We start from the raw sequence: 22,019 nt of genomic DNA, 5'->3' as shown, positions 1-22,019 counted from the left end.
GCTAACCCCATTGGCCGGGCTCGTAGGAGCCGGCGGGGGTGCGGGTGATGGCGTTCATCCGGTTGTAGGCGTTGATGAGCGCGATGGTCGAGACGAGGGCGACGAGCTGGTCGTCGTCGAAGTGCTTGCGGGCGTCGTCCCAGATGTCGTCGCGCACCCCTTCGCCGTCGGCGAGGCGGGTGCCGGCCTCGGTGAGCGCGAGCGCCGCCTTCTCGGCCTCGGTGAAGACCGTGGCCTCCCGCCACGCGGCGACCATGGCGAGGCGGACCGGCGTCTCGCCTTCGTGGGCGGCGTCCTTGGTGTGCATGTCGAGGCAGACGCCGCAGCCGTTGATCTGGCTGGCGCGGATCAGCACCAGGTTCGGGATGCCCTCGGGCAGCGAGACGCCGCTGAGGGCCCTGCCGGCGGCGTTGATCTGCTTGGCGAACTTCGCGGCGACGGGGTTGGCGTAGTAGTCGATGCGGGCTTCCATGGCGGGGCTCCTTCACGGTTCGTTCGATGTACCGGCATGACGGAGCGTTGCGCCGCCGCGTGACCACATGTGGCTTGGATCACGCGAGGAGTGCGGCGGGAGGCGGGACGGTCACGTTTGCGGGCCCGCGCACGTCATAAGGTCGACAACCCCGTCGAAGGAGGAGCGAGATGAACGACGACCAGTGGCTCGCGGAACGGTTCGAGGCCGACCGGCCCCGACTGGAGGCCGTGGCGTTCCGGATGCTCGGCTCCTCCGGCGAGGCCGAGGACGCGGTGCAGGAGGCCTGGTTCCGCTTGGCCGCCAGCGACTCCGCGCGCATCGAGAACCTCAGCGGCTGGCTCACCACGGTGGTCGGCCGCGTCTGCCTCGACCAGCTGCGGCGGCGCAAGTCCCGCGCCGAGCAGCCGATGCCGGACCACGCGCCCGAGCCGGTCGCCCTCCCCGGGCCCGCTGACGTGGAGGCGGACCCGGAGTCGGCCGCGGTCATGGCCGACTCGGTGAGCCTCGCGCTGCTGGTGGTCCTGGAGACCCTCGAACCCGCCGAGCGGCTCGCGTTCGTCCTCCACGACATGTTCGGCGTCCCCTTCGACGACATCGCCCAGATCGTCGACCGCAATCCGGCCGCCGCCCGCAAACTCGCGAGCCGCGCCCGGGCCCGCGTGCGGGGGACCGGTATGCCGCAGCGCCAAGAGGTCTCGAAACAGCGCACGGTCGTGGAGGCGTTCCTCGCGGCGGCGCGCGGCGGCGACTTCACGGCGCTCGTGTCGGTCCTCGACCCCGAGGTCACACTGCGGACCGACGCGGCCGCCGTCGGCCAGATCATCCGCGGCGCGGCCCAGATCGCCGGCGGCGCGATGACCTTCGCGGCCATGGCGACCGGCGCGCAGCTCGTACTCGCCGACGGCAAGATCGGCGTCATCTCCTCGATGCCCGGCTTCCCGACGCGGGTGCTCGTGTTCACCGTCGAAGGCGACCGGATCATCGCGATGGAGGGCGTCACCGACCCGGACCGTGTGCGCGGCATGGCACTCACACTGCTCGACACGTAGGCGGCGGGGACAGAGCGAAGGCGCGGGCCGCCGATCCGGTTCAGGATCGGCGGCCCGCGCAGCGAACAGTGTCGTACCCCCGAGCAACCACTGTCGTACCCCCGAGCCACCCTTGTTATCGGGGGCCTAAGGCCGCGACACACCCGACTCCGGGGGCCGGACCTCGCTCGGCTAGTGACCGAACGCGTCCGAGTCCGCCGCTGCCGCCTCGCCCTGGTCCAGGGCCGCCAGCGCCATCACGTCCTCCGGCTCCAGCTTGAAGTCGAACACGTCGAGGTTCTGCGCCAGGCGCTCCGGGTCGCTCGACTTCGGCACCACCGCGAGCCCCGAGTCCAGGTGCCATCGCAGGATCACCTGCACGGGCGTCTTGCCGTACTGCTCGGCCAGCTGCAGCACCTTCGGCTCATTGCGCACCTCGCCGCCCTCGCCGCCGATCGGCGACCACGACTGCGTCACGATCCCGCGCTCCTTGTGGTACGCCCGCGTTTCGAGGCGGGTCGTCAAGGGGCTCAACTGGATCTGGTTCACGTCCGGGATGACGCCCGTGGCCTCTATGATGCGGTCCAGATGGGATGGTTTGAAGTTCGACGTGCCGATCGCCTTGACCCGGCCGGACTCCAGCAGCCGCACCAGGCCCTGCCAGGCCTCGATGTACTTGCCGTGCTGCGGGTTCGGCCAGTGGATGAGCAGCAGGTCGAGGTAGTCGAGCCCGAGGCGGTCGAGGCCGCGCTCGCAGGCTTCGGCGGCCAGCTCGACGCCGTGCCACTCCTTGTTGAACTTCGTGGTCACGAACAGCTCTTCGCGGGGAACGCCGGAAGCCTTGAGCCCCAGGCCGACGCCGCGTTCGTTCCGGTAGTTCTCGGCCGTGTCGACCAGCCGGTAGCCGAGGCCGATCGCCTCGGCGACCACGCGTTCGGCCTCGGCGTCGTCCATCGGCCACGTGCCCAGGCCGAGGAGCGGCATGTTCGCGCCGTGCGCGAGTTCGACGGTCGGTGCGGTGGTTGGCATGGAAGAAGCCTCTCTGGTCGGAGGCGCCGCCGGGGCGGCGCCGGTACGGCGCGCTGCCGTGAGGCCACGCTGCTGCAAGATGCGCTGTCGTAAGGTGCGCGGTCGCGAGGGGGCACCGGGATCTACGCTACCGCCGCTCGAGTACCCGCTGAACCGGGCGAAACACCCGCACGGCCGCGGCGTTCCCAGATCATGATCAACATTGTGCCAAATACTCGAATCTTTGTACCGGCACATAGATTCCGGGGTATGGAAACGACACCGAACGCCGTCCTGCGCGTCCCCCCGGCCTCCCCCGCCGACGCCCTCGCGTACTTCACCGGCCTCCTCGCCTACAGCACCGACGTCTCGGACGTCTACGCCGCCAACGAGAGCGACGACCCCGGGTTCACCCTCGTCGACACCCGCGGCGACGCCGCCTGGTTCCAGGGCCGCGTCCCCGGCGCCGTGCACCTGCCGACCGACGACATCCCCGCCCGCGCCGCCGGACTCGTCGACCCCGCCCGGCCCGTCGTCGTCTACTGCTGGGGCCCCGGCTGCAACGGCGCCTACCGCGCCGCCGCCGCGTTCGCGACCCTCGGCTACCAGGTCAAATACATGATGGGCGGCTTCGAGTACTGGGTGCGCGAAGGCCTCCCGGTCGCCACCGACGCCGGCGTCGAACGCGGCAAGCCGGACCCGCTCACGGTCCCCTCGAGCGGCGTCTCCTGCGACTGCTGAACCCGCCATAATCGACGCATGAGCGAACTCCAAGCCATGCCAGAGGACTGGACCAAGGCACTGGCCATCGTGGCCCACCCCGACGACATGGAGTACGGCGCCGCCGCGGCCGTCGCCCGCTGGACCGGCGGCGGCCGCGAGGTCGCCTACCTCATGGTCAGCCGCGGCGAAGCCGGCATCGACACCATGCCGCCCGAGGAATGCGCCCCCGTGCGCGACGCCGAGCAGCGCGCCTCCGCCGCCGTCGTCGGCGTCTCCTCCGTCGAATTCCTCGACCACCCCGACGGCGTCATCGAATCCGGCATCGCCCTCCGCCGCGACCTCGCCGCCGCGATCCGGCGCCACCGTCCCGAACTCGTCATCACCCTCAACCGGCGCGACCACTTCATGCCCGGGAACTGGAACAGCGCCGACCACCGGGCCGTCGCCGAATCGGTGCTCGACGCCGCCAACGACGCGGGCAACCGCTGGATCTTCCCCGAACTCGCCGACGAGGGCCTCGAACCGTGGGGCGGGGTGCGGTGGGTGGCGCTGGCCGCGTCGCCGGAGTCGACGCACGCGGTCGACGTGACCGACACGATGGAGGCCGGCATCGCCTCGCTCCTGGAGCACCGCGCCTACATCTCGGCGCTCACGGACGAGGACCCGGAGACGTACGTGCGCGGCTTCCTCACCGACTTCGCCGCAGGCGCCGGCGAGCGCTTCGGCACCCGGTACGCGACGACGTTCGAGCTGATCAATTTCTGACAACCGCTCGGCGTGTCCGAGTTCTTTCAGCCGGATTGATGGTCGGCATCGGACGTCCCGGCGTTTCCTGTCGTAGCAGGGGAGTACTTTTGCGCCAGGGGTCCCTTAAGGGGGATTTATGCGGATATTTCGGTACCGCACCCGTTTCACATTCCCGGAGCGGGGACCGGGCCATCGGCCCGGTCCCCGCTCTCGCTCTGGGGTCGCCGCGTCAGTCTCGCGCGGCGGAGTCGATCAATGCGGCGGCGCGGGGGTCATTTGAAGTCGCCTTCGGCCGCGCCGGTCTCGCCGCCCTCGGTCTCGGCCTCGAACGAGTACGAGTCGCCGTCCGCGCTGCGCCCGCCCTCGCCGTGGTTGAACTGGCCCGCGAGCTGGTATTCGCCGGCCGGGAGCACCTTGCCCTCCTGCAGGGTCCAGCGGTACACCAGGAAGCCGTCCTCCTTGGACACCTCCGCCTCGGCGAACCAGCTGTCGCCGGTCGTCCACGAGTCCGAGGACTCGACACCCGCGCCCTCGGCCACCCGCAACTCCACACTCAGCTCGGCCAGCGGCTCGTCGTTCCTGAGCGTGAGGGTCGCCTGCGACCAGTAGTCGTTGCTGTTCGGGTCGACCGACCCGTCCGTCCACAGCCATGAGGGGGCCTCGCCCCCCTCCGGGCTCGACTCGCCTTCCGGCGGATCGTCCTCGGACGCCTCGCCGTCGGGCTCGCCGCCGCCCTCGTCCGCGCTCGTCTCCCCGCCCGTCGTGGCGTCGCCGCTGCTCACGGGGTCCGTCGCCTCAGCGGACCGGGTACCGGGGCCGGCCGCAGGAGGTTCAGGACTCGGGCCGACCACCGGGCCGAAGCCCAGGAACTGCCCGAAGAACACGATCGCGCCGATGAGCGCCAGCGCCGCCCCCGTCGCCAAGCCCAGCTGCGGCACCCGCCAGCCGGTGCGCACCGGTTCGGCGCGCGCCCGGGGCTCGCGCATGCCCTCCGAGACGCGCGTCCACATCCGGTCGCGGTCCGGTTCGTACTCCTCGGCGGTCACCCGGAGCCGGTCGTTCACATCGTCGTTCACCGCTGCTCCCCTTTCCTCATCGAAGCCCAGGCCGATCCCTCCTGGGGTCCGAGGATGCGCCGCAGTTCGGCCAGGCCCTTCGAAGTCTGGCTCTTGACCGTGCCGATCGAGATGCCGAGCGCGTCGGCGGTCTCGCGTTCGGTGAGTTCCAGCGAGTGCCGCAGCACCACGCAGGCGCGCCGCCGCAGCGGCAGCCGCTTCAGCGCTTCGCGCACGTCAACGACCGCGGCCGAGTCGGGCCCGTCGTGCGTCTCGCCGGGCCGCTGCCAGAACAGCGTGTTGCGGCGCCGCTCGCGCACGGCGGCGCGGATGCGGGTCTTGGCGAGGTTGGCGACGATGCCGCGCGCGTAGGCGATCTGCGATCGGGCCCGCCGGGCCTGGTCCCATTGCCGCCACACCGCGAGCATCGCGTCCGCCGCGATGTCCTCGGCCGCCCCGCTCTCGCCGATGAGCAGCCACGCGAAGCGCGCCAGCTCGGCGTGGTGCCGCTCGAAGAAGGCGCGGAACGCGTCTTCCTCCAGCTGAGCGGGGACGTCCAACGGGGGGCCTCCGGTGGCGGGTCGAATTCGGGGAGGCGGAGAGTCTAGCAATTTCACCATGGGGCCCTTGCCTTCAGCAGCGGCGACCGGCAGGCCGGGGGGCGCGAGCACCCCCGGTGCTCGCGCCCTGTCCGGTTGTGGAAAGCACCGTCCATGGCAGGAAGGGCCTTTCCCCCAGCCGCGGGCGGCCGGGAAAGGTGGATCATGCCGCGCCGATCGCGGCTGGTCCGGTCGTCGGGAAGCCGAACGGCGGGAGTCCGCCTGAGCGGGCGGGACGTGCCGTGGCGGCGACCGCTGCCGCGATCGCCGCTCGGGCACTGCGTTCCTTGCTGTTCGGCGAGGGCGGTGGGCCCTCCCCTGGTTGTGTTGGTGGGTGCGACGGAGCCGGGTTGCCGCACCGTCATGTAGTTGCCGCGGCCGCTCCGAAGGTTGCCCTTGATCCGAAGATTTTTTGCGCAGCTTCGAGCGCGGCGGTGTTAGCGGAGGTCAGAGGCTGGGGCTCAGCTGATGGTGACGTGGGCGTCGACCGGGAGGGCCGCCGGGTCGTCGAGGAGTCCGGCGAAGAGGTTGTCGAAGACCGCGGTGCGGTCGAAGCGCATCGCGTACTCGCGCGCCCGTTCGGCCGCGGCCTCCCGCTCGGCCGGGCTCATGGCGAGCGCCCGGTCGATCGCGGCCGCGAGCGCCGCCGGGTCCGAGTGCGGGACCTCGATCGCGGTGTCCCCCACCGCTTCCGGGATACCGCCGGTACGGGTGGTGATCACGGGCCCGCCGCCCGCGAGCATCTTCTCGACGAGCGCGATGCCGAAGGTCTCGACGAACTCCGGGCGCGGCTTCGACGGCAGAGCGTAAGCGGCGCAGCCGTTCATGAGCAGCGGCTTCTCCTCGTCCGGTACGTCGGTGAGGAAGAGGATGCGCGGGTCGTCGCCCGCGAGGGCCCGCGTCTCGGCGTGCGCGGGGCCGTTCCCGGCGATGACGAGGCGGTGCGTGCGGGACGCCGCGGACGCCCGGTAGGCGGCGATGAGGTCGTCCGCGCCCTTCGCGGCGGCCACCCGGGAGAGGAAGAGCAGGTAGCCGTCCCGCACCAGGCCCCGCGCCGCCAGCGCAGTGTCCACTGCGGACGGATCGAGGTCGAGGTACGCGCCCGCGTCCACCGCCGGGTAGGAGACCTCCACGCGCGCGGTCACCTCCTCCGCGAACCGGGTCCCGCACGCCAGGTCGACCTGCGCGGCCGACTCGAGGATGAGGTCGCGGGTATACGAGGAGACGGCCACGACCCGGTCGTGCGCGAGGTACGCCGTGAACAGCGAGGCCGCCGCCCCCACGGCGCCTTCACTGATGCATGAGCGCACCACGTTCGTGATGTCCGAGCCCACGGCCTCGGCGATCGTCGTGACGTCCGCGTCCAGCCCCGAGGCGCGCACCGACCGCAGCGCCTCGGCGACCGCGTTCGCGTGGGGCGTCAGGTACATCGACATGCACACTGTCGGCACCCCGTCGGTGAACAGCTCGAACAGCCGCCCGGCCAGGCCGAGCAGGTGCCGGCCGGTGGGGACCCGGTAGTCGCCCACGGGCCCTGGCCGCTCCACGGTGATCCCCGGCGAGTACGGCAGGAGTTCGTCGAGCGGTTTGAGCGGCAGCCCCGCCGCCTGCAGCGCCTCGATCGGCCACGTCACGATGCGCACGTCGTCGAAACCGCGGGTGAGCGCGACCTCGGCGAGGCCGCGCGCCTCGGTGGCGTGGCCGCAGATGACCGGGTCGGCGCGGACCACGATGACCAGGCGCCGCTGCGGGCGCCCGTCCGGTACGAAGCGGTCGCCGTCGCGCAGGTGCTGATCGGTCCGGCCGTGCTGCGGGCCGCGGGGCTGCTGGGTCACGGTAAGAACTCCTGGAGTCGGGCCCCGCCGCCCCGATCGGGATCGGGCCGGTCGGAGGCGGACGGCGGGCGCGTCTTCGTCGCCCAGTCGGAAGGTTCGGGTCCGAGCTCGATCTCCAGCCGCCCGCCGCCGTGCAGCTGGTTGCCGGTGAGGAACCCGTGGTCCAGCGGCTTGCCGTTGAAGCGCGCCGACTGCACGTACTGCGCCGAGGACCCGGCGGCGTCCTCGCCGATGCCGGTCTCGACGTGGCCGGTGGTCACGAGCTCGAAGTCGTTGCCGCCGAACTGGAGGCTCGCGCCCCCGAACGCGGGGGCGTTGACCAGGAACAGGTTCTGGCCCGCGACCGGGAAGAGCCCCAGTGAGGCCCACACGTACCAGGACGAGAGCGCCCCGGAGTCGTCGTTGCCCGGGAGGCCGCCGCGGCCGGTCCCGAACTGGTAGGAGAGCGCGGCGTGCACGATCTCGGCGGTCCGGTCGGGGCGCCCGGCGTAGTGGTAGGCCCAGGGGGCCTCCATGTCCGGTTCGTTGTTGAGGCCCTCGAAGCGGTTGAGGTCCTGGCCGATCGCGAACTCGGGGCCGAACGGCGGCACGCCGAGCTGCGTCACGGGCGCGGCGCCGAACCCGAAGAACCGGTCGAGGATCTGCGTGAACTCCTTGTCGCCGCCCGCGAGCTTGATGCGGGCGGCCATGTCGTGCAGGAGCCGGAACGAGTAGTTCCAGCGCCCGCCCTCGTAGAAGCTCGAGTCGCGCAGGAGCCCGTCGCCGCCGAACGCGTTCGTCCAGGCCTGGGACTTCGCCTCGAGCTCGTCAGCGAGCCGGTGGTCGCCGAGGCCGCGGGCGACGATCGCCGTGCACCAGTACCCGGCGGCGAGGTCGAGCGTGTGGCTCACCGGGTGCACGATGCCGCGGTCGGCGAAGTCCTCGCCGTAGCCGCGCCGCAGGTCGTCCTGCATGTGGACGAGCGCCCAATCCCATTCCAGGCCTTCGAGGCCCAGCTGGTAGCCGTCGGCGAGCACGGTGTGGGCGAGGGCCGAGGCCTGGCGGAAGAACCGGTCGGAGCCGCGGGCCATCCGGTAGCCGATCGGGAGGTTCCCCTCCTCCTCGGCGATGCGCACGAGCGATTCGAGCATCGCCGCGCCCTTGACCGGGTCGAGGGCGGTGAGCAGCGGGAACTGGGTCTTGTACATGTCCCACATCGTCGCGATGTCGAACACGAAGGGGCCCTTGGAAGGCCAGAACGGGCTCTCGTCCTCGGCGAAGCACGGCTTGATGAGCGAGTGGTAGAAGCTCGTGGCGAACACGGTGCGCCGCTCGGGGGTGCCGCCGTCCACTTCGACCTGCGACGCGTACCCGTTCCAGGCGTCACTGGTCTGCTCGCGGACGCGGTCGAAGCCGTGCTCGAAGCCGCCGGGCAGGCACTGCTCGAGGTTGGTGCGGGCCTGGCCGGTGCCGCGCATGGAGAAGCCCATGCGGATCTCGACCGTGGTGCCCGCGCGGGCCGGGCCCATGAACATGAGGCCGAAGGGGCGCAGCGTGGTGCGGCGGATGTAGTCGAAGTCGAGGCGGGTGCCGCCGTCGACGCGGCGGCGGTCGTACCAGACGAGCTGGCGCCACGACTTGGGCGTGTCCGAGTCGATGTAGACCGAGAGCGGGATGCCCTCCATGACCACGGTCCCCTGCGCGCAGCCCTGGCCGAGGCTCTCGAGGCCGGCCCGCAGCGGCACGGTGGTGCCGTGCTCGATCGCCAAGCCGCCGTAGGAGAAGTCGAGGACGACGCGGGCCGAGGACGCCTCGGGGAAGGTGTACCGGTGCACGGCGGTCTTCTCGCCGACGGTGAGCTCGCAGTGGATGCCGTTCTCGAGGGTCGCGGCGTAGTAGCCGGGCTCGGCGGACTCGTCCTGGAGCTTCCAGCGGGTGCCGAGGGCGTCGAGCGGCTCGATCATCGGCGTGACGCGGAAGTAGTTGTAGTACTTGCGGATCGCGCCCGTGCCGGACTGCTGGAAGTGGGTGAAGCCGCTCGCGAGGTAGTCGTCGTAGAGCGGGGCGGGGGCGCCCTCGGTGGACATGCCGTAGCGGCCGTAGCCGGTGGGGTAGGCGCCGGAACAGGCGCAGGCCGAGACCATCCCGAGCGGATGGCAGGCACCCGGGTGCGTATTCCCGACCTGGGCCTTCGGCCACCACCAACTGGCGGCCAGGCCCTGCGCCGCGGGCAGATCGGCCGGTTCGGTGCCGATGAACGGATCCACTGAGTCCAATATGCGACTGAGGTTAGAGCTCATGCGTCACATCTTCGTTACGGCCGGATGAACGCGCAAGCGTTCACGCGCACTTCGTCTAGCGTTCCCTGCTGCGGGAGGCGAAACATGATCGGAGTGGACACTCCGTGAGCCCCGTGGATCGCCATTCGCCGGGACGGGTCGGTGGAACGGTCCTCACCCGGGCCGGTGGCCCGTCTCCAGTCCCGCGAGATGCGCCGTCCCGGCGATCAGCACCGGCCGCAGGTCCTCGATGATCGTGATCGCCCCAGAGGGCACACCATCCGCTAGCAGCGCTTCAGGCACGGCCGCGTCCCCGACCAGGGTCCGCAGCAGATCCACCGTCACCCCGCCGTGGCAGGCCACCGCGACCGGCCCGTCCGATTCGCGTGCAACCAGGAACTCCTGGAACCGCGCCCCGGCCGCCCGCGAGGAGTCCCCCACGACCGGAACGAAGTCCCGGTCCGCGCTCGCGCGCGCCCAGTCCTCCGCGAACCGCTCGAGCGGCACGCTCCCGTCCCAGTTCATCCGCTCCGCCACCCGCGGGTCGATGCGCACCGGCAGGCCCGCCGCCGCCCCCACCGCCTCGGCGGTCTGCCGCGCCCGCAGCAGCGGACTCGCGTACACCGCCCGCAAGCCGCCGTCCTGCAACGTCCTGTCCCGCAACCACTCGGCCGCCAGCGCCGCCTGCTCCCGGCCGCGCACCGTCAGGCCCGGATCGCCCGGCGCCCGCTCCTTCTCGCCGTGCTGCACCACGTACACGATTCCCATCGCCGCAGCGTAGCGCCGAGGGTAAGGCAGGCCCCACCCTTTATTGGGCGGTCAACGGCAATGTGCCGCAACGCGAATCGCAATAGCGTCCTATGCATGAACCAGACCCCGCAGGCCGCCCCGACCCGCGCCGCCCGCCACCGCCGTTCCGCCGCCGACAGCGTCGTCACCGGCGTCACCGAGAAGGCCGCCGCGTCCGGTCTCGCCCTCACCGACGGCGGCCGCCGCTGGCACCGGCCGCTCCTCGTCCTCGGCATCGCGTGCGGGGTCATCGCCCTCGCGTCTCTCCTCGCGATCCCGTTCGACGACCGCACCATCCAAGGCGAGAGCGTGTGGCTCAAGGCCTTCAAGTTCGGTTTCTCCTTCTTCGCCTACTGCCTGAGCCTGGCCTGGCTGCTCTCCCACATGACGAAGCTGCGCCGCACCGGCTGGGCCTTCGGCACCCTCTTCGCCGTGATCAGCGCGGCCGAGGTCGGCGTGATCTGCGCGGCCGCCGCCGCGGGCACCTACAGCCACTTCAACACCTCCGAGGACCCGTTCAACCAGGTCGTGCAGCTCGCGTTCCAGTTCGTGCCGGTCATGTTCCTGGCCAACCTGGTGATCGCCGTGATCGTGCTGTTCCAGCGCATCGGCGACAGGGCCGTCACGGCGGTCGTCCGCTGGGGCCTGCTGCTGTCGAGCCTCGGCATGTTCGCCGCGTTCTTCATCGTCACCGTCGGCGGCCAGGGCGAGCGCACCGCCGTGGACGCCAACGGGGACGAGGTCGTGCTCAACGCCGGCCACGGCGTCGGCGACCTCGACGGCAACGGCATGTTCCTCACCGGTTGGTCCACCACCGGCGGCGACATGCGCGTCCCGCACTTCATCGGCCTTCACGGCATTCAGGTCCTCATCGGTGTCGCGATGCTCCTCGGGTTCGTGGCCGCCCGCCGTGCCTGGATGCGCGACGAGCGCGTCCGCGCCGCGATCGTCCGCTGGCTTTCGCTCGGCTACCTGGGGATCTTCGCCACGACGGTGGTGCAGGCCGTGCGCGGCCAGTCGTTCATCGCACCTGACGCGGCGACGCTCGCGGGCTTCGCGGCGTCGATCCTCGTCGCGGCCGCCGGGATCGCCCTCACGGTGCGCAAGGCGCGCCGCGCGGTCCCGGTCCTTAAGGGCGCAGTGGAGGCGCCGGAGCCCGCACTCGTCGTCAGATAACGCTTGCACTCAGGCGTTGCAGCGGGGTCGCCCCAGCCGTAGGCTGTGAGCGGCCCCGCTCCCGTCCCCGGAAGGCGATCACATGGAACCCTTGCGTCCCAAGCGGCTACAGCCCGGCGACACCGTCGCGATCGCGGCCCTGTCAGGGCCGTGCAGCCCCGACCGGCGCGACCGGCTCGACGCCGCCAAAGGCGTGTTCGCGGCGATGGGCTTCAAGGTGCGCGTCACGCCGCTCGTCGAGTCCGGCGGGCACCGGTTCTGGCGGGCCGCCCCGCCCGAGGCCCAGGCCGCCGAGCTCAACGCGCTCCTGAACGACCCCGAAGTGCGGGCGATCGCCGCGTTCACCGGCGGGAACGCCACTTCCGCGTACCTCGACCGCATCGACTACGACGCGATCCGCCGCGACCCCAAGCCGCTCCTCGGCTTCAGCGACATCACCGCGCTCCACTTGGCGATCCACTCGCAGACCGGCCTGGTCGGCATGCACGCCGACTTCGCGCCCGGCATCACCGGCAACCCGCCGCGCACCGAGGAGCGCCACGTCGAGATCCGCGAACTCGTCCGCGGTCTCCTCACCGGCGAGCTCGCCGAAACCGACCTCCCGGCCGACAACACTTGGGAGACATGGAAGCCCGGCCGCGCGACAGGCCGGCTCGTCGGCGGCCTGCTCGACCGGCTCATCAACGTCCAGGCCTCCCCGTACGCGCTCGACCCCGCCACCTGGGACGGCGCGCTCTTCTTCTGGGAGGACGTGGGCCGCAACCTCGGCCACGTCTGGAACCAGCTCCACGTGCTGCGCATGGAGGGCGTCTTCGACCGGGTCGGCGCGATGGTCGTCGGCATCCCCCTCGACGTCGACCTCCCGCCACAGAGCCCGTTCGGGCCGATCTCGGTGAAGGACGTCGTACTCGACGTCTTGGGCGACTACGACTTCCCGGTCCTCGCGGGTGTCGACTTCGGACACACCGGTCCGAACCTGCCCCTGCCGATCGGCACCCTGGCAGCGGTCGACGCCACGGCGCGCACCCTGCGGCTCCTGGAGCCACCCGTCGACTAGACACTTCTTGCACAGACGGGTTGCTCCGGCAATTCACCGCGCGTCAATGGTTGCTTTCTTGTGGACCTTCGGGCACGGTTGGTAGACATGAGGATCCGAACGGCAACCCCCGCAGACGCCGATGAGATGGTTCAAATCCGCACCGCCGCATGGCGCGCGGCCTACGCCGGCCTGGTCGACGCCGCAGTGCTCGCAGGGCTCCCCGAAGAGGCCTCCGAACGCTACGTGCGCCACCTCGCCGAGCATCCCGACCTCGAACTCACCCTCGTGGCCGAGAAGGGCCCCTACGTCATCGGCTTCGCCGTCTTCACCTGGGACCGAACCGAAGCGACCGTGGAGGACGCCGGACCCGGCGTCCCCGGCGACGTGCGCCAGATCTACGTCCACCCCGACCACTGGGGCCGCGGCGCCGGCCGGGCCCTCCTGCGCGAGGGCGAACGCTGGCTCACCGAGCAGGGGCTCCTGCCGATCCGGGTGTGGGAGCTCGAGGGCAACGCGGCGAGCCGCCGCTTCTACACGCGGTACGGCTTCGTCCCCGACGGCGAGCGCCGCACCGAGGAGATCAGCGGCGCCGCCCTGCCCTGCGCGCGCCTGACGCTCCCGAAGGACCATCAGATCGACTGACGGCGCGCAGCATTGCGGGCCGGAATCGCTTCCGGCCCGATGCGCGACGCCTTGCAGCGGCTGCTCGACGGCTACTTGACGACGTCGAAGACCTGCTTCTGGATGCCGTTCTTGTACACCTCGTGCTCGACGAGGTTCAGGAGCTGGGCGTCCTTGTCGGTCTCGCTGAACAGGCGCTTGCCCGCGCCGAGGAGCTTGGGGAAGACCAGCAGGTGGTAGCGGTCGACGAGCCCGGCGTCGGCGAGGCTCTTCCCGAGGGTGGCGCTGCCGTGCACCGAGAGGGGCCCGCCTTCGGTCTCCTTCAGGGCGGCGACGTCGTCGAGCGAGCGGAGGATCGTGGCGGGCCAGCGCTCGTCCTGCTCCTTCAGGGTCGTGGACACCACGTACCGGGGCTTCGCGTTGTAGCCGGCGAACTCGTCGACCATCTTCGGCCACACGGGCGCGAACGCCTCGTACGACCTGCGGCCCAGCAGCAGCGCCCCGGCCTCCTCCTGCTCGCGTTCCTTGAGCTCGTAGGCCTCGGGCAGGAACTCGATGTCCTTGAAGGTCCAGCCGGTGTTGCGGTAGCCGGCCTCGCCGCCGGGGGCTTCCATGACCCCGTCGAGGGACACGAACGCGGTGATGATGAGCTGGCGCATGCTGCCGGCCTTTCGCTAGTGAACGCTTGTTGCTTCCACCCACTATGACGAGGCGGCCCGCCGGGATTCATCGCAAGCGCGAAAAATCCTTCAGGGCGTCAGGGGAGCCGCGCTTTACGGGAGGCGCAGGCGGGCCACCACGGGGGCGTGGTCGCTGCCCGCCTTGTCGAGGACCTCCCAGTCGAGCACTTCGATGCCCTCCTCGGCGATGACGTGGTCGAGGGTGACGGCCGGGATCGTGATGAGGCCGTTGAGGTAGCCCTCGGTCGGCTGCCAGGTGGCGTCGAGCCCTTCACCGGCGGCCTCGGCGGCGTCGGTGTACCCGGAGTCGAGCAGTTCGCGCATGTTCTCGTGGTCGAGGGTGGCGTTGAAGTCCCCGGCGAGCACCCACGGCAGGCCGCCGTCAGGGCGCGGCAGCTGCTCGAAGTCCTCTTCCCACAAGGGGATCCGTTCGGCGGAGGCGGGCGCGGCGGGGTGGGCGGCCATGAAGCGGATGTCGGTGCCTTCGGGCACGTCGACCTCGGCGGCGATCTGGTAGAAGATGGCGTCGCGCCCGACGGTCTCGATGCGCTCGAGCGGGTACCGCGAGTACAGGCCGGTCCCGATCGCGAGGTCGTCCGGTTCGAGGATCGCGTAGGGCATGAGCTCGTCGAGGCCGCGCTCGGTGAACGCGTCGGGGGAGCCGGGGGTCAGCTCCTGGACGCTGAGCAGGTCGGGCTGGTGCTCCTCGACCAGCTCCATGATGTAGTCGAAGTTCGCGTTGCCCACGTACAGGTTCACGGACATCACGGTGAGCTCGGCGCCGCCCGCGGCGGGCTGGTCGTCGGCGACGGCCCTGGGCACCAGCACGATCGCGAGCGCGACCGCCATGGCCGCGGTGGCGCCCGCGGCGAGCCAGTGCCGGACGACCATTTGCAGCCCGGCGCCGACGAGCGCGGCGACCACGAAGTAGGGCACGAACGCGACGGTCGTGACCAGCAGGAACCCGCTTTCGAGGCCGAGGAGGCGGACCGCGCCGTACGTGACGACGCCGGCGGTCCCGAGCCACGACAGGACCCGCAGCCACCGCCACCGGTACCAGGGCCGCCGCTTCGCGGGGGCCTCCTCGCCGTCGGCGGCCTGCAGGATCACGGTGGCGTCGCTCATGGGCCGGAAGCTTAGTGCCGCCGTGCAATAACCTTTTCAGCGAAGACGCCGACCCGATCGTCATGAAGAAGACCATCGAGAAGCCCGTCGCAGCCGTCGTGGATGGGCTGGGGCGACTGCGGCAGCGCCGAATGGGTGATCAGCCGCGACGACCTGGCGGCCCGCCGCTTCGACCGGGTCGAGTTCTCATGGAGCTGCCACTAATCCGCCTGCGGCAGCAGGTCATCGATGGTCTCGGGCGCGTCGGGGATCGCCCGGAGCTGGGCGATCATCAGGTCGAGTTCGGGGCCGCGTGCACCGGTGAGGTAGAACGACGCCGACCGCAGCCCGGTGACGAGCATGTAGCAGCGCAGGCGTTGCAGGGCTTCAGGAGTGCAGTCCGCTGCCGCGGCCGCGCGCGCCTGCGGGCGCATGATCGGCCAGGCGCGGCTCCAGAACAGCTGGTAGGCCGTGTCCCAGAGCGGGTCGCCGATCATCGCGCCTTCCCAGTCGATCACACCGATCGTGCCGTCCTCGGCGACGATCAGGTTGTCCGCGCTGTAGTCGCCGTGCACGAGTTGCGCGAAGTCGGGCAGCGCCGCGGCCTCCGTGAGCGTCGCCGCCGACAGGTCCTCCATGAACTGCCGTTCCGTCCCGTCGAGTACGGGCCAGGCGTCAGGTACGCCCCAGGCGACCGCGCCGGCCCAGGAAGGGCTGCGGCCGTTGCCCGTTGCGGGGTCGACGCCGCCGTAGCCGGTGGCACCGGCGAGCGGAGTGTCGCTGATGCGCTGCAGCGCTTCGGCGACGGCCGGGGCCGCGGCGACGGCCGCTGGCATGTCGAGGTCGCAGAGCCTGGTCCCGGGCAGCCGCGTGCTCGCACAGCACCATGCGTTGCCGATCGCGGCGACGGCGACCACCTCGGGCACTGCGACGCCCTCACCGAGTTGGAGTCCGCCCGCCCACGCGTCCAGATCGAAGCCTTGCCGGCGGAGGTTCACGCGGACGACGAGCGCACGGCCGCCGGCGACGGCGTTGTAGGCCTGCGAGTTCTCGCCCTCGGTGATGGACTCCCACGCGCTGACCGGGCCGATCAGGGCGGCGACCTGCTCCCGCACGAGTGCGGCGTCGATCATCGGTTTCCACATCACCGCAGGCTAGGGCCGGATCCGGTGCCGCCGCAACTTCATTGGCCGATGCCCATCTGGGCGAGCCACGACTGGAACCGGTCGTCGTCCTCCTTCGCCGCCGTGCGGAGCGCGTCGATGTCCTCCGGCGGCCGGAGGCCGAAGGTCTCCTCGAGCCAGGCGAGGTACTCCTCGTGGGCCTCGCTGTGCTCCTCGACGAACTCCGGTTGCAGGGCTTCGTCATCGATGGCGAGGAGCTGGAACAGCTCCAGGAGGTTGCGCGCCACGATGTAGAGGTCGCCCTCGTCGCCGATGAACGCGATGGGCAGGCCGGCCAGGTCGGCCCGGTCATCGCACCGCCAGAACGCGTAACTGGAGCCGGAGCCGTTGGCGCAGGCGAACGGGATGAATCGGCTCAGGAACTCAGGCTCCTCCGACCAGGTGCCGAGGCCGACGTCCGCGCCGTACTCGTGCAGTTCGAACCCGTCCGAGTAGTAGACCCGGCCGACCCGATCGGCGAACGCCTTGAGCAGGTTCAGTTCCGGTACGGGCGAGTAGGCGTCGCTCACGGGTCCTCCTGGCGTCGGCCGGCTTCGCACGGCGTCTTGCGCGAACCCGGCGATGCTAGCAGCGCAGTGCGACACCCGGCCCGTGCCGAGCACCATCGGGTTCCCCGTTCACCAGGTGATGCGCTCGATCTCCTCGATGTTCGCCGCGCGCAGATCCGGACGCCAGACGACGAGGGAGACCTCGGTAGCGGTGATGGTCCCGAAATCGACGGCGGTGCGGGCGTCGATGTAGTCGGCGACTTCCGGTTCAGGAGTCGGTTCGCGCGGAACCAGCAGTGAGACGTGGGCGTTGTCGCGGAAGCGGTCGCCGTCGCCCCCGGCGGGGCCGAGGTTGCCGAAGGGAACGCGGGCATCGCGGAGGCGACGCCGCAGTTCCAGGAGGGCCGCGTTCGGGTAGCCGCGAACGTAGAGGCCGCCCAGCGAGCCGCCGAGCCCTTCGAAGCGGGCCGCGATCGGGCCCAGACCCGAAGCCGCCTGCTTGAACTGCCCCAGGTAGTGGTCGACCTGGTGCTGCGGCACGGCGTCCTGGAAGCCCTCGACGCTGCGCACGGTCATGTGCAGATCCCGAGGCACGTAATTCAGATGCGCGCCCCGGCACAGCGACGCGATCACCGCCGACTCGGCCGCGACCCGATCGGCGAACGCGCCTTCAGCGCGCACGACGAGACTGAGCCCGAAGCGCGGATCGCCATCGCGGGGAACGGGATCGACGCGGAACGTGCCGTCGGCGAAGGCGGCCCGGCCTTCGTCCCATTGGCGGTCGTAGTCCGCCCGCAGGCCCGGACGGTCGGGTTGGATGATGGACAAGGAACCTCCCGGCTGGTCGCAGCGGTCGAAGCCGCGGGACTGCGGCTTCCGCCCCGGCTCTACTGTCGCACGCACCGCCGGACCCCTGCCGGACCGTCGCGTCCGGTGCGTTCCAAGCGTTCCCCGTACAGTCCGACCCCGGCGGCCGCAGCCGAGCCGGCGCAGCGGGCTCGGCGGTCTTCGCCGGCGCGGCGCGTGCCTCTGCGGCACCACGTCCGAACCCGTGCACGCCTTACACTCGCATCGATGAGCGACCCACTCGACTCCCTCGACCCGCGCCAGCGTGAACTGCTCGGCACCTGGCTTCCGGGCCTCGTCGTCGAGGCCGACATGAGCTGGGACCTGGTTGCGACCACGGTCCTGCGGGCGAAGGCAGGAACACGGCTCGTCGTGGCCAAGGCGGGCGGCCCCGGCGACCACCACATCGAGCGGGAGATCCGCGCGCACCGCGAATGGACCGGGCCGTGGACGCGGATCGGCAGGGCCGCACGGATGCTCTACGACGATGCCGCCGCGAAACTCCTCGTCACCGAGTACCTCCCCGGCACCCTGGTCCGGGACACCGCCGCTGCCGCGGATCTGGACCTCTACGTGCAGGCGGGCGAGCTGCTGCGCGCGTTCCACGACCAGTCGGCCGTCGAGGACCCCGGCTATGAGGCGCGCATGAACGTGAAGGCGCTGGCGCGGCTCGACGGCCCGCACCGGGTCGAACCGGAGACCGCCGACCGGTTGCGGGCCCTGGTCCGCTCCTGGCCGGCGCCCTCGGCCGTCCTGGTGCCCACGCACGGCGACTGGCAGACGCGGAACTGGCTGCAGGACAACGGACTGCTGCGCGTGATCGACTTCGGCCGCGCCGAGCTGCGCCCGGCGGCCGAGGACTTCGAGCGTCTCGCCACCCAGGAGTTCGTGTGGCATCCCGGCTCGGAGGCGGCGTTCCTGTCCGGGTACGGCACGGACCCGCGCGAGCCCGACCGTTGGTTCCGCCAGCGCGCGCGGGCCGCGATCGGCACGGCGTGCTGGGCGCACCTGGTCGGCGCCGAGGACTACGAAGCGCAGGGCCACCGGATGATCGCGAACATCTTGGCGGAGGCCGGTTAACCGGTCGCCTTGCGGCACCCGGCGCGCGGAGCCGCCGACCGCGCCTGGTGGCTAGGGCTTGTCCTGTGCATCAGACCGGTCGTTATCCGGCCCATTCGCCCGCTCCCTGATCCACAGGACAGGCCCTAGTCGTTGACCAGGCCTGCTTCGTAGGCGGTGATCGCCGCTTGAACGCGGTTCTTGGCCTCGAGGCGGGTGAGGATCGTGCTCACATGGTTCTTCACCGTCCCTTCGGAGAGGTGCAGCTGCTTGGCGATGTCGTGGTTGGATTCTCCTTTCCCGATGAGCGCCAGGACGTCTCGTTCTCTCGGGGTGAGTGCGTCGATGCGTGCCCGCGCCGGGGCCACCCGGTCGAGGCCGCCGTTGTTCAGCTTCGCGATCACCCGCTGTGCGATCCTCGGTGAGAGGTAGGCCGCGCCGTCGGCGACCGCTTTGACGCCGATGATGAGTTCGCGCGGGTCGGCGGCCTTGAGCATGAAGCCGCTCGCCCCCTGCGAGAGCGCTTGGGCGACATAGGCGTCCTCGTCGAAGGTGGTGAGCATGACGACCGCGACCTCGGGCGTGACCCTGCGGAGTTCGGCGGCGGCGGCCAGGCCGTCCAGCTTCGGCATGCGGATGTCGAGCAGCGCCACGTCGGGCCGGTGCGCGCGGGCGAGTTCCACGGCTTCGGCGCCGTCGCCCGCCTCGGCCACGACCTCGATGCCGGGGTCGGTGGCGAGGATGGCCGCGACGCCGGCCCGGATCATCGCCTCGTCGTCGGCGAGCAGTACGCGGATCATCGGTTCCCCTGCCATGCCACATCGATCCTGTTGTTGTCCAGCGGCACTCGGGCCTCCACTGCGAAGCCGCCCTCGACCGGTCCGGCGCTGAAGGTTCCGCCCAGGAGCCGGACCCGCTGCTCCAGGCCGACCAGTCCGCTGCCCTTGCCCGAGGGGACCGCGACGTGCCTGCCGCTGTTGCGGACCGACACGTGGGCGATCCCGCCGGTCACTGCGACGGCGACCCGCACCTCCGCGCCCGGCGCGTACCGGGCGGCGTTCGTCAGCGCTTCCTGGACCACCCGGTGCACGGTCTTCGCCGCCAGCGGCGGCAGCGGGACCGCGTCGGACTCCAGGGTGAGGCGCATGCCGGCTTCGGCCGCGCGATCGACCAGGGCTTCGATCGATTCGTCGAGCGGGGACTCCGGGGCCGGACCGTCACGGAGGATGCCGATGGTCTGCCGGAGCCGGTCCGTGGCGTCGACCGCGTTGCGCCGCAAGGCAGCCGCCGCTTCGCGGCTCTCGTCCGAGAGGTCGGGGGAGAGTTCCAGGCCGCCCGCGCGGAGCGCTATCAAGGCGAGTTCGTGGCCGAGCGAGTCGTGCATGTCGGTCGCGATCCGGGCCCGCTCCTGGGCCCGGGCGCGGCCCGCGACGAGTTCGCGTTCGCGTTCGAGCCGGGTGAGGCGGTCCGCGGCGGCGGCGATCAGATCGGCCTGCTGGCGGCGGAAGCGCCCGATCAGCCAGGGCAGCACCACGAAGGAGCCGAACGTGAGCAGGATCGTGAACGGGTCCCGTTCGGTGGCGATCCCGAGCAGGCCGCCCAGCCCCGCGACCGCCCCCAGGATCCACCAGCCGTAGCGCACGGTCAGCCGCCAGCCGTGGAGGTACGCCGCGACGGCCACCAGGACGAGGAGCGCCTGCCGCGACACCGGCAGCGCGAACGTCGCCACGCCGTCGACCAGTCCGGCCAGCGCGATGACCGCCAGCAGCGCCCCGTTCCTCATGCGGCCGAGCCTACCGATCGGAGCCGGATCAGACGGGCGACCGCCGTGGCCGTCCCGGCAAGTGCCGCGACGAGCAGTGCGAGCGTGAGCGGCAGCGCGAAGTACCAGACTGACGGCCAGGTGACCGTGCGGCCGTTCGAGATGAGCGAGACCAGGGCCGGGTAGGACAGGAACAGCACCGCGGGCAGCAGGACCGGGATGCAGCGGAGCGCGACGCGCCAGGCCGGTCGTCCCCGGCGCTTCCCGGCCCAGCGGCGGGAGCGGACCACGCCGACGACGCCGAGGGCGATCGCGGCGGCAGTGAGCGCCGCGAGCGCGATCTGTGCAAGCGCGTCGCCCTTCGGCTCGTCGGGTTCCTCGCCGTTCGCCATGGCGGCCAGGGCTTCCATCGCCGTGTAGGTCACGTCGGCCATGCCGGCGCCGTTGGTGAGGACCGCGATGCCGTAGCCGCTTTCAGGGTCGATCCATTCGACCGCGTTGTAGGTCATGAGGTTCCCGGAGTGCACGAGCGTGCCGTCGGGTTCGACGCCCCAGCCCATCCCGTAGTCGTGGACCGCCGAAGGCGCGTGCATCGCGGCCAGGCCCGCTTCGGAGACGAGTTGCGCGCCTTCGCCGTTCTGGGTGATGAGCCACCGGCCCATGTCGGCGGCGCTGGTGATGATCCCGCCCGAACCGGAGTCGTCGAGCATGCCGTCCACGGCGCCGCCGCGGGGCATCCACAGGCCGAAGAGGTTGTTGTAGCCGAGCCCGGGGTCGACCGCCTCGTCCCGGGTGGCGCTGTGCTCCATGCCGAGCGGCGTGAACACGCGCTCGTCCATGAACGCGGCGAAGGTCTGCCCGCTCGCGACCTCGACGAGGCGCGCGGCGACGTTGAAGTTGGGGTTGGCGTACTCCCAGTCGGTGCCGGGGTCACTCGCGAGGGCGTCGTCGGCGAGGCGGGCGACGTAGTCCTCAAGGGAGGTCGCGTCCTGGAGTTCTACGACGTCGATCGTGGTGTCGGAGAACCCGGAGGTCTGGTTCAGGAGCTGGCGGACCGTGACCTGGTCGACCCGCTCGTCGGCCATATCGAAGCCCGGGAGCTGGTCTACGACCGGCTCGTCGAGGGCGATCGCGCCCTCCTCGGCGAGGATCATGACGGCCATGGCGGTGAAGGACTTCGAGACCGAGGCGACGCGGAACGGGCTGTCCGCGGTGATCTCGTCGCCGTCCGAGTCGTGCCCGTACCCGGCGGCGTGGACGATCGCGTCGCCTCGGGTCACGACGACCGAGAGGCCGGGCACGCCGGAGGCCTCGTGGAGGTCGGTCATGTACGCGTCGACGGCCTCGGGGGTGAGCTCGGCCGCGGGCGCGGCGGACGCGGCTGGGGTGCTGAAGGTGAAGGCGGCCAGGGCGATCGCGGTGGCGGCGGCGGCCTTGGCGAGGAGTGGTCTGGCGGGGTGTCTCGGTTCGATCGGGTGCATATATCGAGGCTATGGATTTTCCAGACCTCTGACCGCTGCCGAATTTCCGGAACCACCCCTGC

At 71.1% G+C, this 22,019-nt stretch carries 23 protein-coding genes; 8 read left to right on the top strand and 15 right to left on the bottom strand.

All coding sequences use genetic code 11. The features are described from left to right. Position 1: 1 nt before the first annotated feature. Positions 2-472, bottom strand: coding sequence for a carboxymuconolactone decarboxylase family protein (locus AB0I03_RS10460; RefSeq protein ID WP_360409708.1), 471 nt, complete (start codon positions 470-472; stop codon positions 2-4). A gap of 170 nt (positions 473-642) precedes the next feature. On the opposite strand from AB0I03_RS10460, the gene AB0I03_RS10455 reads away from it, so the two are divergent. After that, positions 643-1,524: a sigma-70 family RNA polymerase sigma factor gene (locus tag AB0I03_RS10455; protein WP_360409705.1), complete on the top strand. Its 882-nt coding sequence runs from the start codon at positions 643-645 to the stop codon at positions 1,522-1,524. 171 nt (positions 1,525-1,695) lie between these two features. Here the strand turns inward: AB0I03_RS10455 and AB0I03_RS10450 are convergent, their stop codons facing one another. Next, positions 1,696-2,532, bottom strand: a complete 837-nt coding sequence (locus tag AB0I03_RS10450; RefSeq protein WP_360409702.1) for an aldo/keto reductase — start codon at positions 2,530-2,532, stop codon at positions 1,696-1,698. Between the two features lie 249 nt (positions 2,533-2,781). Here AB0I03_RS10450 and AB0I03_RS10445 point away from each other — a divergent pair, with 249 nt between their 5' ends. Both AB0I03_RS10445 and AB0I03_RS10440 read left to right on the top strand, forming a co-directional pair. After that, complete coding sequence (locus AB0I03_RS10445; protein ID WP_360409699.1) at positions 2,782-3,252, top strand: rhodanese-like domain-containing protein; 471 nt, start codon at positions 2,782-2,784, stop codon at positions 3,250-3,252. A gap of 18 nt (positions 3,253-3,270) precedes the next feature. After that, positions 3,271-3,999, top strand: coding sequence for a PIG-L deacetylase family protein (locus AB0I03_RS10440; protein ID WP_360409696.1), 729 nt, complete (start codon positions 3,271-3,273; stop codon positions 3,997-3,999). A 254-nt stretch (positions 4,000-4,253) separates the two neighbouring features. Here the strand turns inward: AB0I03_RS10440 and AB0I03_RS10435 are convergent, their stop codons facing one another. The 5 genes from AB0I03_RS10435 to AB0I03_RS10415 form a co-directional block, all read right to left on the bottom strand. Then, positions 4,254-5,057, bottom strand: a complete 804-nt coding sequence (locus AB0I03_RS10435; RefSeq protein ID WP_360409693.1) for a hypothetical protein — start codon at positions 5,055-5,057, stop codon at positions 4,254-4,256. Then, on the bottom strand, positions 5,054-5,596 hold the full coding sequence (locus AB0I03_RS10430) for a SigE family RNA polymerase sigma factor (RefSeq protein WP_360409690.1): 543 nt from the start codon (positions 5,594-5,596) through the stop codon (positions 5,054-5,056). Before AB0I03_RS10430 ends, AB0I03_RS10435 begins: the two co-directional genes overlap by 4 nt. 500 nt (positions 5,597-6,096) lie before the next feature. Continuing rightward, on the bottom strand, positions 6,097-7,422 hold the full coding sequence (locus AB0I03_RS10425) for a glycosyltransferase (RefSeq protein WP_360409981.1): 1,326 nt from the start codon (positions 7,420-7,422) through the stop codon (positions 6,097-6,099). Between the two features lie 44 nt (positions 7,423-7,466). Next, positions 7,467-9,749 carry a glycoside hydrolase domain-containing protein gene (locus tag AB0I03_RS10420; RefSeq protein WP_360409687.1) on the bottom strand — a complete coding sequence of 761 codons (2,283 nt, stop codon included), beginning with the start codon at positions 9,747-9,749 and terminating at the stop codon, positions 7,467-7,469. A 153-nt stretch (positions 9,750-9,902) separates the two neighbouring features. Beyond that, entirely contained in the window at positions 9,903-10,496 is a 594-nt protein-coding gene (locus AB0I03_RS10415; RefSeq protein WP_360409684.1) for a histidine phosphatase family protein, read from the bottom strand. Positions 10,497-10,592: 96 nt separating this feature from the next. On the opposite strand from AB0I03_RS10415, the gene AB0I03_RS10410 reads away from it, so the two are divergent. The 3 genes from AB0I03_RS10410 to AB0I03_RS10400 all read left to right on the top strand — a co-directional run bounded on the left by AB0I03_RS10410 (position 10,593) and on the right by AB0I03_RS10400 (position 13,374). Then, positions 10,593-11,693 (top strand): hypothetical protein, encoded by a 1,101-nt coding sequence (locus tag AB0I03_RS10410; RefSeq protein WP_360409682.1) that lies wholly within the window; start codon positions 10,593-10,595, stop codon positions 11,691-11,693. Positions 11,694-11,775: 82 nt separating this feature from the next. After that, positions 11,776-12,750 (top strand): LD-carboxypeptidase, encoded by a 975-nt coding sequence (locus tag AB0I03_RS10405; RefSeq protein WP_360409679.1) that lies wholly within the window; start codon positions 11,776-11,778, stop codon positions 12,748-12,750. Positions 12,751-12,837: 87 nt separating this feature from the next. After that, positions 12,838-13,374, top strand: coding sequence for a GNAT family N-acetyltransferase (locus AB0I03_RS10400; RefSeq protein WP_360409676.1), 537 nt, complete (start codon positions 12,838-12,840; stop codon positions 13,372-13,374). 71 nt (positions 13,375-13,445) lie between these two features. Here the strand turns inward: AB0I03_RS10400 and AB0I03_RS10395 are convergent, their stop codons facing one another. Together AB0I03_RS10395 and AB0I03_RS10390 are read right to left on the bottom strand one after the other, a co-directional pair. Continuing rightward, the gene (locus AB0I03_RS10395) at positions 13,446-14,012 is read right to left on the bottom strand and encodes a dihydrofolate reductase family protein (RefSeq protein ID WP_360409673.1); all 567 of its coding nucleotides are present in this window, start codon (positions 14,010-14,012) and stop codon (positions 13,446-13,448) included. 114 nt (positions 14,013-14,126) lie between these two features. Next, positions 14,127-15,158: an endonuclease/exonuclease/phosphatase family protein gene (locus AB0I03_RS10390; RefSeq protein WP_360409670.1), complete on the bottom strand. Its 1,032-nt coding sequence runs from the start codon at positions 15,156-15,158 to the stop codon at positions 14,127-14,129. A gap of 102 nt (positions 15,159-15,260) precedes the next feature. Here AB0I03_RS10390 and AB0I03_RS10385 point away from each other — a divergent pair, with 102 nt between their 5' ends. Then, positions 15,261-15,362 (top strand): DUF1963 domain-containing protein, encoded by a 102-nt coding sequence (locus tag AB0I03_RS10385; RefSeq protein ID WP_360409667.1) that lies wholly within the window; start codon positions 15,261-15,263, stop codon positions 15,360-15,362. Here the strand turns inward: AB0I03_RS10385 and AB0I03_RS10380 are convergent. The 3 genes from AB0I03_RS10380 to AB0I03_RS10370 form a co-directional block, all read right to left on the bottom strand. Beyond that, positions 15,359-16,282, bottom strand: coding sequence for a phosphotransferase (locus tag AB0I03_RS10380; protein WP_360409664.1), 924 nt, complete (start codon positions 16,280-16,282; stop codon positions 15,359-15,361). The two genes, AB0I03_RS10385 and AB0I03_RS10380, sit on opposite strands and share 4 nt — an antisense overlap. A 38-nt stretch (positions 16,283-16,320) precedes the next feature. Continuing rightward, positions 16,321-16,830, bottom strand: a complete 510-nt coding sequence (locus tag AB0I03_RS10375; RefSeq protein ID WP_360409661.1) for a hypothetical protein — start codon at positions 16,828-16,830, stop codon at positions 16,321-16,323. 108 nt (positions 16,831-16,938) lie between these two features. After that, positions 16,939-17,637: a hypothetical protein gene (locus AB0I03_RS10370; RefSeq protein ID WP_360409658.1), complete on the bottom strand. Its 699-nt coding sequence runs from the start codon at positions 17,635-17,637 to the stop codon at positions 16,939-16,941. Between the two features lie 246 nt (positions 17,638-17,883). Between AB0I03_RS10370 and AB0I03_RS10365 the strand changes: the two genes are divergently transcribed. Beyond that, on the top strand, positions 17,884-18,735 hold the full coding sequence (locus AB0I03_RS10365; RefSeq protein ID WP_360409655.1) for a phosphotransferase: 852 nt from the start codon (positions 17,884-17,886) through the stop codon (positions 18,733-18,735). 125 nt (positions 18,736-18,860) lie between these two features. On the opposite strand, the gene AB0I03_RS10360 is transcribed toward AB0I03_RS10365, so the two are convergent. The 3 genes from AB0I03_RS10360 to AB0I03_RS10350 are packed head-to-tail and all read right to left on the bottom strand — an operon-like array spanning position 18,861 to position 21,957. After that, positions 18,861-19,514: a response regulator transcription factor gene (locus AB0I03_RS10360; RefSeq protein WP_360409978.1), complete on the bottom strand. Its 654-nt coding sequence runs from the start codon at positions 19,512-19,514 to the stop codon at positions 18,861-18,863. Continuing rightward, positions 19,511-20,497 carry a histidine kinase gene (locus AB0I03_RS10355; RefSeq protein WP_360409652.1) on the bottom strand — a complete coding sequence of 329 codons (987 nt, stop codon included), beginning with the start codon at positions 20,495-20,497 and terminating at the stop codon, positions 19,511-19,513. The genes AB0I03_RS10360 and AB0I03_RS10355 overlap by 4 nt, the downstream gene beginning before the upstream one ends. Next, positions 20,494-21,957, bottom strand: a complete 1,464-nt coding sequence (locus AB0I03_RS10350) for a serine hydrolase domain-containing protein (protein ID WP_360409649.1) — start codon at positions 21,955-21,957, stop codon at positions 20,494-20,496. Before AB0I03_RS10350 ends, AB0I03_RS10355 begins: the two co-directional genes overlap by 4 nt. Between the last annotated feature and the right edge of the window lie 62 nt (positions 21,958-22,019).

This window comes from Glycomyces sp. NPDC021274, from assembly GCF_040641195.1.
GTDB lineage: Bacteria > Actinomycetota > Actinomycetes > Mycobacteriales > Micromonosporaceae > Glycomyces.
The sequence above is the reverse complement of the archived record's forward strand: the minus strand, read 5'-3'. Positions and strand labels throughout refer to the sequence as shown.